Source organism: Flagellimonas sediminis (assembly GCF_010500845.1).
Taxonomy (GTDB): Bacteria; Bacteroidota; Bacteroidia; order Flavobacteriales; family Flavobacteriaceae; genus Flagellimonas; species Flagellimonas sediminis.
Genome location: NZ_JAAAMI010000003.1, coordinates 93041 through 106430, shown reverse-complemented (window position 1 = coordinate 106430; position 13390 = coordinate 93041). Strand labels below are relative to the sequence as shown.

The 13390-nt window shown below is 45.5% G+C and carries 9 protein-coding genes and 1 tRNA gene; 5 read left to right on the top strand and 5 right to left on the bottom strand.

Annotation, left to right across the window (positions count from 1 at the left end):
• Position 1 precedes the first annotated feature (1 nt).
• Positions 2-2302, top strand: a complete 2301-nt coding sequence (locus GTK07_RS07375) for an FdhF/YdeP family oxidoreductase (protein ID WP_163634628.1) — start codon at positions 2-4, stop codon at positions 2300-2302.
• Positions 2303-2307: 5 nt separating this feature from the next.
• Here the strand turns inward: GTK07_RS07375 and GTK07_RS07370 are convergent, their stop codons facing one another.
• The 5 genes from GTK07_RS07370 to GTK07_RS07350 form a co-directional block, all read right to left on the bottom strand.
• The gene (locus tag GTK07_RS07370) at positions 2308-3486 is read right to left on the bottom strand and encodes an acyl-CoA dehydrogenase family protein (RefSeq protein ID WP_163634626.1); all 1179 of its coding nucleotides are present in this window, start codon (positions 3484-3486) and stop codon (positions 2308-2310) included.
• Positions 3487-3631: 145 nt separating this feature from the next.
• Positions 3632-4345: a tRNA1(Val) (adenine(37)-N6)-methyltransferase gene (locus tag GTK07_RS07365; protein WP_163634624.1), complete on the bottom strand. Its 714-nt coding sequence runs from the start codon at positions 4343-4345 to the stop codon at positions 3632-3634.
• Complete coding sequence (locus tag GTK07_RS07360) at positions 4338-5768, bottom strand: sulfatase family protein (protein ID WP_163634622.1); 1431 nt, start codon at positions 5766-5768, stop codon at positions 4338-4340. The genes GTK07_RS07365 and GTK07_RS07360 overlap by 8 nt, the downstream gene beginning before the upstream one ends.
• 36 nt (positions 5769-5804) lie before the next feature.
• The gene (rimM, locus tag GTK07_RS07355) at positions 5805-6335 is read right to left on the bottom strand and encodes a ribosome maturation factor RimM (RefSeq protein WP_163634620.1); all 531 of its coding nucleotides are present in this window, start codon (positions 6333-6335) and stop codon (positions 5805-5807) included.
• A gap of 12 nt (positions 6336-6347) precedes the next feature.
• Positions 6348-6914 carry a 30S ribosomal protein S16 gene (locus tag GTK07_RS07350; protein WP_163634618.1) on the bottom strand — a complete coding sequence of 189 codons (567 nt, stop codon included), beginning with the start codon at positions 6912-6914 and terminating at the stop codon, positions 6348-6350.
• A gap of 209 nt (positions 6915-7123) precedes the next feature.
• Here GTK07_RS07350 and dnaE point away from each other — a divergent pair, with 209 nt between their 5' ends.
• The 4 genes from dnaE to GTK07_RS07330 all read left to right on the top strand — a co-directional run bounded on the left by dnaE (position 7124) and on the right by GTK07_RS07330 (position 13141).
• Positions 7124-11509, top strand: coding sequence for a DNA polymerase III subunit alpha (gene dnaE / locus GTK07_RS07345; RefSeq protein WP_163634616.1), 4386 nt, complete (start codon positions 7124-7126; stop codon positions 11507-11509).
• Positions 11510-11610: 101 nt separating this feature from the next.
• Positions 11611-11928 (top strand): thioredoxin, encoded by a 318-nt coding sequence (gene trxA / locus GTK07_RS07340; RefSeq protein ID WP_163634614.1) that lies wholly within the window; start codon positions 11611-11613, stop codon positions 11926-11928.
• 82 nt (positions 11929-12010) lie between these two features.
• Positions 12011-12940, top strand: a complete 930-nt coding sequence (locus tag GTK07_RS07335; RefSeq protein ID WP_163634612.1) for a DUF58 domain-containing protein — start codon at positions 12011-12013, stop codon at positions 12938-12940.
• Positions 12941-13067: 127 nt separating this feature from the next.
• Positions 13068-13141: transfer RNA gene (locus tag GTK07_RS07330), tRNA-Asp, on the top strand.
• The last annotated feature ends 249 nt before the right edge of the window (positions 13142-13390 follow it).

Genomic DNA, 13390 nt, shown 5'->3' with positions numbered 1-13390 from the left:
CATGGATAAAGACATCAAACGGAACATTTCATTGACCGGCGATATTCAATTCACTGGTCTACGCCTAAAGGAACCCATGCATACCGCCGCTGGACTTTTGGGGGTTACAGAAGCGCTTCGGCATAGTTTCAAGGAGATGGGCATTGCCAAATCCATGAAGGCCCTGCTCGAAATGAACCAAGAGGACGGGTTTCGCTGTCCGAGTTGTGCTTGGCCCGTTCCTGAACACCCTTCCAAAATAGCCGAATATTGTGAAAACGGGGCCAAGGCATTGGCCGATGAGGCTACCAAGGAGCATATCGGCGCGGATTTCTTTGCCCAACATTCCGTAGAGGAACTATCCAAACTCAGCGATTATGAACTGAACAAATTGGGACGGGTCGTGGAACCTTTGGTACTGAAACCGGGCAGTATTCATTACGAACCCATAGCTTGGCAAGAGGCTTTTGAACTGATTTCCGATGAGCTGCACCAACTCAACGATCCCAACGAGGCCATTTTTTATACTTCCGGAAGATCCAGCAACGAGGCAGCCTTTCTTTACGGCATATTCGCGCGGGCTTTTGGCACCAATAATATGCCCGATTGCTCCAATATGTGCCACGAATCATCGGGGGTGGCCCTTTCAGAGACCTTGGGCATTGGTAAAGGTTCAGTCACTTTGGATGACCTGTATGGTGCGGAAGTGATTCTGGTGGTGGGGCAAAATCCTGGCACCAACCACCCCAGAATGTTATCAGCATTGGAAAAATGCAAACGCAACGGAGGGAAAATTGTCAGTATCAACCCCTTGGCCGAAACCGGTTTGGTTCATTTTAAAAATCCACAGAGCGTATCGGATATGTTGGGTAGCGGACAGGCCATGGCCGACATCCATTTGCCCGTTAAGATCAATGAGGATATTGCTTTGGCCAAACTTATCCTTAAAAAATTGGTTGCCTTGGACGCCAAAACCCATAATGTCCTGGACCATGAATTCATCGTGGACCATGTGGATGGATATGATGACCTTCTAAAAGATTTGGCCCGATATGATAATGAAACCTTGCAGCGCAGAACCGGGGTTTCCATGCGGAAAATTGACCATGTGGTGCAATTGTTGGCCGAAAATTCGAAAATTATTGTTTGTTGGGCCATGGGACTCACCCAACACAAAAATGCAGTCCAGTGTATTCAGGAATACGTGAATATACTTTTGTTGAAGGGTGCCATCGGAAAACCGTTTGCCGGCACCTGTCCTGTGCGCGGGCACAGCAATGTACAGGGCGATCGCTCAGTGGGCATTATGCATTACGTGAACAAAACCCTTAACGAAAAAATTCGAGAACACCTCCAATTTGAACCACCGACCGAACCGGGTTACGATACCGTCAATGCCATTCAGGCCATGCACGATGGCAAGGCCAAAGTTTTTGTTTGTTTGGGAGGCAATTTTTTAATGGCCGCCTCGGACACCCAATACACGGCCAAAGCCCTTCAAAATTGTAGCTTAACCGTGCAGATCAGCACCAAACTGAACCGGAGCCATTTGGTCACAGGTAAAACGGCGTTGCTTTTACCCACTTTTGGTCGCTCCGAAAAAGATGAGAAGAACGGCAATCTTCAATTTTTGACCATGGAAAGCAGTACGGGGAAGGTTCGTCAAAGCAAGGGATTGTTGAAACCAGCTTCGGAATACATCAAAAGTGAACCTGAAATCATTGCCTTATTGGCCCATACCTATTTTAGGGGCAATCATTCCGTGGATTGGTTTGCCTTGGGACAGGATTACAACCTCATCCGAAGTTATATCGATAAGGTGGTGAAAGGTTTTGACAATACCAGTGAGCGTTCCAAAGGTTTCGGCTATTACCTCCCCAACAATGTGAGGGAGCGGAATTTCCGTATGTTGCCTAACGGAAAGGCCCAACTCACCTTCAACACCTTACCGAACCATCAGCTTAAAAAAGATGAATTGTTGCTGATGACCATTCGGTCGCATGACCAGTTCAATACCACCATTTATGGATTGAACGATCGCTATCGGGGCATCCACAATGAACGCCGGGTCGTGTTCATGAACGAGGAGGACATGGTAAAACGAAAATTGCAAAAATTGGATGTGGTCAATCTGCACAGCCTTTATGATGGCATCCAACGTACGGCTGAACAATTTTTGGTGATTCCCTATGAGATTCCCAAAGGGAACATGGCTGCTTATTTCCCGGAAACGAACATGTTGGTTCCGTATAACCATTTTGCGGACAAGAGCCACACTCCCATCAGTAAATCCATCAAAGTTACTGTTGAAAAAATTGCCTAAACCGATTACTTAAATGCCGGAATCCCTGTAATATCGGCTCCTGTAATCAATAGGTGGATGTCGTGGGTTCCTTCATAAGTAATCACACTTTCGAGGTTCATCATGTGGCGCATGATGCTGTATTCGCCTGTGATGCCCATACCGCCCAACATCTGTCTTGCCTCACGGGCAATCTTAATGGCCATTTCAACATTGTTACGCTTGGCCATAGAAATTTGGGCCGTAGTTGCCCTTCCTTCATTCTTTAATTGACCTAAACGAAAAGCCAATAACTGCGCTTTGGTGATTTCCGTGATCATTTCGGCCAATTTTTTCTGCTGAAGTTGAAACGCTGCGATGGGCTTCCCAAATTGTAAGCGCTCCTTCGCATAGCGAAGGGCTGTATCATAACAATCCATGGCAGCACCAATAGCACCCCAAGCAATACCATATCGGGCGGAATCCAAACAACCCAGTGGGGCACCCAAGCCACTTTTACCGGGAAGTAAATTTTCTTTGGGTACTTTCACATTATCGAAAATAAGTTCTCCTGTGGCAGATGCACGCAGCGACCATTTGTTGTGCGTTTCCGGGGTGGAGAAGCCTGCCATGCCGCGTTCCACGATCAATCCATGGATCCTACCTTCCTCATTCTTGGCCCAGACCACCGCAACGTCTGCAAAAGGGGAATTGGAGATCCAAAGTTTGGCACCGTTCAAAAGGTAATGATCACCCATATCCTTGAACTTGGTTTCCATTCCACCAGGATTGGAACCATGATTAGGTTCGGTCAACCCGAAACAACCCATCCACTCACCAGAAGCCAATTTGGGCAGATACTTTTGCCTCTGCTCTTCGGAACCATAGGCATAAATGGGATACATAACCAAGGAAGACTGCACCGATGCCGTGGAACGAACCCCGCTATCACCGCGCTCAATTTCCTGCATGATCAAGCCGTAACTGATCTGATCTAAACCAGCGCCTCCGTATTGCTCGGGAATGTATGGACCAAAAGCTCCAATCTCTGCTAATCCACCAATAATTTGTTTTGGGAATTCGGCCTTCTGGGCAAATTCCTCAATGATCGGGGACACATCCCGCTTGACCCACTGGCGTGCCGCGTCACGGACCAGTTTGTGTTCTTCGGAAAAAAGATCATCGAGATTGTAGTAATCCGGGGCTTCAAATAGATCGGGCTTCATTTGTGAAAATTTTATTTGTCATTCCTGCAAAAGCAGGGATCTTAATTTTAGTGTGAGTTCTGTATTACGCTTCGACTCCGCTCAGTATCCTTGCGGAATGTCCGCCAAATATAATGACGAAATATAACATTTCGTTTTACTATTGTTACATTTTTAAATAAAATGGTTCTGTCAGTTTGATGTATGGCTCTGTGTATTCATGGCGCTCCTTTTCAATGATGAGTTCATCAATTCGTACTTCCATTTTCTCAAAACCGAATTCCATTAAACTTCTTTTATATTCCACTTGGGCATTTCCTTTCACCCTTGTAATCCGTTGGGGGTACAATTGATTTTGATTGGCCAATTCCAATATATTCAATTCTTCCTTGTGGGGAACAATGACCGAAAAGCGTCCATTTTCCGAAAGCAATTGGGCAACACCCACCACTAATTCATCAAATGGTAGGGAACTGTTCTGCCTGGCCTGGTCTCTCGACACATCACCACTATCAACTTCTTCTGAGTAAAATGGCGGATTGGAAACGATTAAATCGTATTCATCTTCAATTTCGTCCACAAATTCATCAAAACCGGCATGGTAGCAAAACAATCGGTCCGCCCAAGGCGATCCTTCAAAATTAGAAACACATTGTTCATAGGCAGCCTCATCCAATTCAATGGCATCAATGGTTTCCGCCACCGAACGCTGGGCCAGTTGGAGTGCAATGAGTCCTGTTCCGGCACCAACATCCAAAATGGTTTCCGGTTGATGCTCCAAGGAAGTCCAAGCCCCCAAAAGCACACCATCGGTACCCACCTTCATGGCACATCGGTCTTGATGGACGGTGAATTCTTTAAATTGAAATGGCTTACTCATCCATCCTCCCCGGTTCCCGTGTTTCGGAACCGTTCATATTTTTTAGGGAATCCCCCAATCTGTACCTCATGTCATTGGCCAATTTTTCGATTTCGGCAACCACTTCAGGGTGTTGGGCCGCCACATTGGTAGCCTCACTAATGTCACTTTCCAAATCGTACAGTTCAATTTCTTTTAAATCGACCATACGATACACTCCCGGTTGCCCATCCTTGCCAGGTTCCTGTCCATCCATAGTACGGTATCGATGGGGAAAATACAATTTCCATTTGCCGTAACGCACCCCGAACATTTCGTTCACCCGATAGTAAAAGAAATACGCTTCCTGCACCGGCTCTTCCCGTTCTCCAGTCAAAATTTTCCACACACTTTTACCATCAATGACCTGCTCTGGCAGTGGAGCTTGGGTAAGCTCCGCTAGTGTTGGCAAAAGATCAATCGCCATCATGGGGACATCAATGATCTTGCCCCCTTTTAATTTTTTAGGATATTTGATGATACAGGGTTCCCGTTGACCTCCTTCCCAAGCGGTACCTTTACCTTCCCGAAGAGGCAAGGCACTTCCCGCGTGATTGCCATACGACAACCAAGGCCCATTATCGGAAGTAAAGATGACCAACGTGTTTTCCTCCAATCCGTTATCTTTTAATGCCTTCATGATCTGGCCCACAGACCAATCAATCTCCATGATCACATCGCCATATAGGCCTCTTTCCGATTTTCCCTTGAATTTTTCAGAAACAAAAAGCGGGACATGGGGCTGCGGATGGGGCACATACAAAAAGAAGGGCTTATCCTTATTTCTTTTGATAAAATCCACGCTTCGTTCCGTGATCTGCGTAGTCAACTGGGATTGGTCTTCGAGAATACCGATGACTTTTTCGTTTTCATAAAGTGGAAGATCGGGAAAGTTGAAAATAGTTCCTTGCTGTGGATGCTTCGGCCACATATCATTGGAATAAGGGATACCGAACCATTCGTCGAACCCATGGCGGGTAGGCAAAAATTGTTCATGGTGACCCAAATGCCATTTTCCATAAATCGCCGTGGCATAGCCTTTTTCCTTCAGCATTTCGGCGATGGTGGTTTCCGAAGCATTGATTCCATGTGTATTGTTGGGACCCAAAGCATTGTGGATGCCGATACGATTAGGATAACATCCGGTTAAAATCCCTGCCCTGGAAGCTGAACAGACCGCTTGCGCGGCATAGTAACTGGTCAATTGCAGTCCCTCGGCAGCCATTTGGTCCAGATTCGGCGTCTTGATGTTCGGGGAGCCAAAAACGCCCACATCTTGATACCCTTGGTCATCAGTAAAGATCAATACAATATTGGGAGGGGTTTCTTGCTTTTCAATTTGCGGCTTGTCTTCGCCAACAAGGCCCAAACCAAGCAGCAAGGCCAAAATAATAAATCGATACATGAAAAAGGTTTTGATAAATATAGCTAAAAAGCTTATTTACTCACCCAGGTATAGATCCACCAAACCTTCAGGGGTTTTTACATGGATGGTTCTGTTCTTACGGTCCACTTTGGTGATGATCTCATCGCTGATAGGGATCAAGAGTTCCTTCCCGTCCTTCACCGCCTCGAACAATTCTTGGGAAGCATTGTCATTAATGGATTGGATCACACCGATATTCCCATGCACCTCATCCATCAATGTAAAACCGATGACCTCGTGAAAATAAAACTTGTCGCCAGTCAATGGTGGCAATAGGGAAAGGGGTAAAAATAACTCGCAACCGATGATTTTGTCCGCAGAAGCTTCATCCTTTACTTCTTCAAAGTCGATACGGAGCAAATCGGATTTGTGCAGTCGGCATCGGTCAATAAAAAATGGAACCAGATTGTTTCCCAAGGAAACAAAAACTGATTCCATATTTTCGTAGATATCGGGTTCATCGGTGTCCAATTTGACCAACACCTCTCCCTTAAAGCTATATTTTGAAACGACTTTGCCCAGGTAGAAGCAATCTTCCTTGCGCATCGTTCTTAAGTTCTATTCTTCTTCTTTGGAAGCTTCTTCAGCAGCAGGAGCTTCAGCAGTTTCTTCCACTGGAGTCTCTTCGGTAGCTACCTCAGCAGTTTCCTCGGCAACCTCTTCCACTACTTCTTCAACAGGAGCGGCAGCAGCGATCCTTTTTTCGTTGGCTTCTTTCTCAGCTTCCAAAGCTTTGGCCTTGGCATCAGCGTCAGCTTTGCTCAAACCTTCTTTTTTAGCTTGGATCTTGTTGGCTTTCTCATCCAACCAAGCGTTGAATTTTTCCTCAACCTGTTCTTCGGTCAATGCTCCTTTACGAACACCGCCCAACAAGTGGTGCTTCAACAAAACTCCTTTGTAAGAAAGGATAGCTCTTGCGGTATCAGTAGGCTGTGCACCGTTCTGCAACCATTTTACGGAACCATCTACATCCAAATCGATGGTAGCAGGATTGGTGTTTGGGTTATAAGTTCCCAATTTGGCCAAAAATTTACCGTCTCTTTTTGATCTTGAATCTGCGGCAACCACCCAATAAAATGGTTTACCTTTTTTACCGTGTCTCTGAAGTCTGATTCTAACTGGCATATCACATTAATTTGTAGGGTGCCCGACCCTGGTTATTAATTCTTTTTAATCGCTTGTCTGTTAAGCGGGTGCAAATATACTCCAAATCTTTTAACCTACAACTCCCTACTTGTTTTTTATTGGTTGATAAATCGTAAAAACTCTATTTTACCGAATAGGCCATCTTCCGTATTTTTATCCATTGCTTTTTTGACCCATACCGATAGCCTATGTATTTGATCTTTGATACGGAAACCACCGGTTTGCCCAAACGCTGGGATGCCCCGATTACCGATACCGACAACTGGCCCCGTTGTGTGCAGATTGCTTGGCAATTGCACGACGAGCTTGGTAATTTGGTGGAGCACCAGGATTTCCTGATCAAGCCCGATGGATTCAACATTCCCTACGAATCGGAGCAAATTCACGGCATTTCCACCGCACTGGCAGAGGAACAGGGCGTTCCTTTGGAAGAGGTTTTGGTCAAATTCAATGAGGCATTATCCCGCACCAAATTTGTGGTGGGTCAGAATGTTGATTTCGATGTCAACATTATGGGATGCGAGTTCCACCGATACCAAGTGGACAGCCCTTTGACCACATTACCAGTTCTGGATACCTGTACGGAACATACTGCTGAACTTTGCAAGATTCCAGGTGGTCGTGGTGGAAAGTTCAAGCTGCCCACCTTGACCGAGCTTCATGAATTTCTTTTTGGAGAACCCTTTGCCGAGGCCCACAATGCAACTGCCGACGTGGAGGCCACCACCCGTTGTTTTCTGGAATTGGTCAGAAAAAGACAGTTTTCCGCCAACGAACTGGATGTACAACCCGATTATTTTGAGCGATTCTCCGAGGCCAATCCACAGGAGATCGAACTCATCGGCCTAAAGCACATCAACTTAAAAGCGGCATCCAAAAAAATTGCGGATGCCCTTTGGGCAAAAGACACCGGGGAAATTTCCGCAGAGGAAATCCAGGAGAACATTGAAACGCTGGAAGATGCCCCGTTTGCGCACTTGCACAACCATTCCCAATTTTCGGTGCTCCAGTCCACCATCAATATAAAAGATTTGGTAAAGGCCACTGCCGATAATGGCATGCCTGCTGTTGCCCTTACCGATCATGCCAACATGATGGGTGCCTTTCACTTTGTGAAAGAAATCATGGCCCACAACAAAGGGGTAAAGGACCGCAACAAGGAACGGGAGGAAAAAGGAGAGGCACCCACGGAACAAGAAATTACCCCGATCGTGGGTTGCGAATTTTATGTCTGCGAGGACCACACCAATAAAAATGTGAAGGACTACGGTTACCAGATCGTGTTGTTGGCCAAGAACAAAAAAGGCTATCACAACCTGGCCAAAATGTCGTCCATTGCCTATACCGATGGTTTCTATTACGTGCCCCGTATCGACAAAAAGATTGTGGAACAGTACAAGGAAAACGTAATTGCACTTACCGGCAACCTGTATGGGGAAGTACCCAACAAAATTTTGAACGTGGGCGAAAAACAGGCCGAGGAAGCCCTGTTGTGGTGGAAGGAACAATTTGGGGATGACCTGTATGTGGAACTCATGCGCCACGGACAAGAGGACGAGGACCGTGTGAACCAGGTGTTGGTGCAACTGGCCAAGGACCACAATATTAGATTGGTGGCCACCAACAACACCTACTATTGCGCCAAGGAAGATGCCGAGGCACATGACATCCTACTCTGTGTGAAGGATGGCGAGAAACGCTCCACCCCCATCGGTCGCGGACGTGGTTATCGGTACGGCCTGCCCAACCAAGAATATTATTTCAAGTCTTCGGACGAGATGAAGGAACTCTTCAAGGATATTCCCGAAGCCATTTTGAACATTCACGAGCTAGTGGACAAAGTGGAACCTTATGATCTGGCCAGCGACATCCTGTTGCCCAAATTTGGCATCCCAGAAGAATTCAAGGTACAGGAAGATGAGGAAGACGGTGGCAAACGTGGGGAAAATGCCTATTTGAGACACATTACCTACCAAGGTGCCCATAAAAGATATGGAGAGATTACAACCGAAATCAGTGAGCGCATCGATTTTGAGTTGGAGACCATCAAAAATTCAGGATACCCCGGTTATTTCTTGATCGTGGAGGACTTTATCCGCGAAGCCCGAAATATGGATGTTTCGGTAGGTCCGGGACGGGGTTCCGCTGCGGGATCGGTGGTGGCCTATTGTTTGGGCATCACCAACATTGACCCGTTGAAGTACGACCTCCTTTTTGAGCGCTTCCTGAATCCAGATAGGGTATCCATGCCCGATATCGATATCGATTTTGATGATGAGGGTCGGGGCCGAGTGATGGAATACGTGATCAACAAGTACGGAGCCAATCAGGTGGCACAGATCATTACCTATGGCACCATGGCGGCCAAATCATCCATTCGGGATACGGCAAGGGTGCTGGACTTACCACTGAGTGATGCCGACCGTATCGCCAAGCTCATCCCCAACATGTCCAAACTCAATAAGATCTTTGGAGTTGATGAAGCCGAACTCAAGAAAAGATTCCGTTCAGAGGAATTGGAAAAGGTCAACGAGTTGTTGAACATTTCCGAAAGTGAAGATTTGGAAGGCCAAACGGTGAACATGGCTCGGGTATTGGAAGGTTCTTTGCGAAACACGGGGATCCATGCCTGCGGTGTGATCATCACGCCCGATGATATCACCAACTTCGTACCCGTATCCACTGCGAAGGATTCCGATCTTTATGTGACACAGTTTGATAACTCCGTAGTGGAAAGTGCCGGACTCCTGAAAATGGATTTCTTGGGATTGAAGACCTTAACCTTGATCAAGGATACGGTTAAAATCGTCAAGGCCAGGACCGGAATTGAACTCATTCCCGATGATTTTCCATTGGATGATGAGAAGACCTATGAACTCTTTCAACGAGGTGATACCGTGGGGATATTCCAATACGAATCACCAGGGATGCAGAAACACATGAAAAACCTAAAACCTACGGTTTTTGATGACCTTATCGCCATGAATGCCCTTTACAGACCCGGACCCATGGAATACATCCCCAGTTTCATCGCCCGAAAACATGGTGATGAAGAGATTACCTATGACCTCGCCGACATGGAGGAATATCTCAAAGAAACCTATGGAATTACGGTCTACCAAGAGCAGGTGATGTTGCTCTCCCAAAAGTTGGCCGGTTTCTCCAAAGGTGATGCCGACGTTTTGCGAAAAGCCATGGGGAAAAAGATATTTGCCCTGCTTCAGAAATTAAAGCCTCAATTCTTGGACGGTGGCGAAAAGAATGGTCACCCGAGGGATATTTTGGAGAAAATCTGGAAGGATTGGGAAGCATTTGCCTCCTACGCCTTCAACAAGAGCCACTCCACTTGCTATGCCTATATTGCCTATCAAACGGCTTACCTGAAGGCCCATTACCCTGCCGAATATATGGCCGCGGTGCTGTCCAACAACATGAACGACATTAAACAGGTCACCTTCTTTATGGAGGAATGTAAGCGGATGGGATTACAGGTTTTAGGTCCAGATGTGAACGAATCCTACTATAAGTTCGCCGTGAACAAGGACAACGCCGTTCGCTTTGGTATGGGGGCCATTAAAGGAGTGGGGCGTTCCGCTGTGGAAACGATTGTGGAAAACCGAAAAAAGGACGGACCCTACAAATCCATTTTTGATCTGGCCAAACGGGTAGATCTTCGCTCGGCCAATAAAAAAGCTTTTGAAAACTTGGCATTGGCTGGCGGGTTCGATTCCTTCACCAATACGCACCGAGCCCAGTATTTTCATGATGATGGGGACGGCATCACCTTCTTGGAAAAAGCGGTCAGGTATGGTTCCAAATTCCAAGAAAATGAGAACTCATCTCAAGTAAGCCTGTTTGGCGACGCCAGCGAAGTACAGATACCCGAACCCATTGTTCCACCTTGTGAAGAATGGGGTACCATGGAAAAGTTGCGAAGGGAAAAAGAAGTGGTGGGCATCTACATTTCGGGCCATCCTTTGGATGATTTCAAAAAAGAGATCACCGCCTTTTGCAATGCTGATGTATCCGCTTTTTCCAATTTGGAAGCACACGTGAACAGGGAACTTTCTGTGGCCGGGGTCATTACCGATGTGCAGCACAGGGTATCAAAAAATGGAAAGGGCTGGGGACTTTTCACTTTAGAAGATTACAACGAAAGCTACGAGTTCCGGATTTTTGGGGAGGAGTACCTTAAGTTCCGTCATTTTTTGATGATCAATTCCTTTGTGTACATTAAGGCTTTGGTTCGGGAAGGCTGGGTAAACCGGGATACAGGGAAAAAAGGCGAACCACGGCTTCAGTTCAACGATTTTAAACAATTGCAGGACGTGATGGATGCATTTGCCAAAAAGTTGACCATCAAACTGGACCTGGACCGTCTACAGGAACAACGCATCAAGGCATTGAAGGACACCTTGAAATTATTCAAGGGTGAACATCCCCTCAACTTTGAGATCTACGAGATGGAAGAGGAAATCAAACTCAAACTATCCAGTAGAAAACAAAAGGTAAAGATCAACAGCGAACTGCTTTCTGAATTGGAGGCGCATGAAATTCATTATCAGCTCAATTGACCATAACAAATACAAATAGCACCATAATTAAAACGAATACCCTCACCGTAAGGTACATGCATAATTATTGACTAACTTTGCATAACAAAAAAATAAATAAAATGGCACTAGAAATAACAGATGCAAGTTTTGACGAAGTGGTTTTGAAAAGTGACAAACCTGTTCTTGTCGATTTTTGGGCAGCTTGGTGCGGTCCATGTAGAATGGTAGGCCCGATTATTGAGGAAGTAAGTCAAGAATACGAGGGCAAAGCGGTTGTTGGTAAGGTGGATGTAGATGCACACCAACAGTTTGCTGCCAAATACGGCGTACGTAACATTCCTACCGTTCTTGTATTTAAGGATGGCGAGGTAATCAATCGTCAGGTTGGGGTTTCTCCAAAGAAAGTCTATACAGACGCCATTGACGCGGCATTGTAAAAAAGTGCCCACGATCATATTTTAAAAAAGGTTTGGCATTCGCCAAGCCTTTTTTATTTTATCTTGTCACAACAATCTTGGTATGGACGTACGATCGGAACTTCATAAGGCACAGCTCTTCAACAATCTGGAATTATTGGCCAACCAGATTGTGGAGGGGTTCATTAGTGGCATCCATAAAAGTCCGTTCCATGGTTTTTCTGCCGAGTTTGCGGAGCACAAAATTTACAATTCGGGCGAAAGCACCAAACACATCGACTGGAAACTGTATGCCAAAACTGACCGGTTGTACACCAAACGTTATGAGGACGAGACCAACCTGAGGTGCCACATGATCTTGGACAATTCGGCTTCTATGTATTATCCAGAAGTGAAGCACCTATCCCTGGGCAACCTCAACAAAATTGGTTTTGGCGTATTGTCCATTGCTGCATTGATGCAGTTGTTAAAAAAGCAGCGGGATGCAGTAGGTTTGAGCATCTATTCGGACACTTATGATTTTTATGCTTCTGAAAAGAACAGCGAACGGCATTTTCAGATGTTGTATTCCATGTTGAACGAGGTAGCAGCTACCAAAAGGGACTCGAAATCCACTAAAACGTATACTTTTTTACATCAGATTGCCGAGAAAATCCACAGAAGGAGCATGATCTTCCTTTTTACGGATATGTTCCAAACCGAAACCGAAGAGGAAAAACTGTTTGAGGCCCTACGCCATTTGAAATACAACAAGCATGCCGTGGCCCTGTTCCATTTGATGGACTATGAGCATGAGATGAATTTTGATTTTGGCAACGCACCCAAACGTTTTGTGGATGTGGAGACAGGGCAACATATTGATCTGTATGCCGAAACCATTCAAAAAGCGTACTCAGAAAAAGTATTGCAGTACCAGCAGGAACTGAAGTTGAAATGTGCCCAGTACAAGATCAAATATGTGGAAGTGGACGTTCGGGGCGATTTTTCACAAGTATTGAATTCGTTTATGATCGAAAGACAAAAATTTGTTTGATCACATTTTTAAAAAAATGTTTTGTCGAATCCGAAATGAGAATGTATATTTGCACTCGCTTTAAAAAAGCATTCTGAACAAGATTTGAATCCGACTGTTGTCGGAGTCTTTAGAAGATAAAATCATTGGTCTGGTAGTTCAGTTGGTTAGAATACCTGCCTGTCACGCAGGGGGTCGCGGGTTCGAGTCCCGTCCAGACCGCTTTGATAGCGTTAAAAAATCCACAAAAGCCTGTAAATGAATAATTTACAGGCTTTTTAATTTTATCCATCTCCAAAACTCACCAAATAATATCAAAAAAAAGGTGAGTCTCGCGGTGAGTCTAAATGTCTCTTTGAAAGACTCACCAACATCGCTATAATCGACTGTTAAAGAAATCTTTACGCCGAAATTTTAACATTTGGTTTTTATACCTTCCCCGCCAATCATTCAAAAACCTTGTCAATGTTT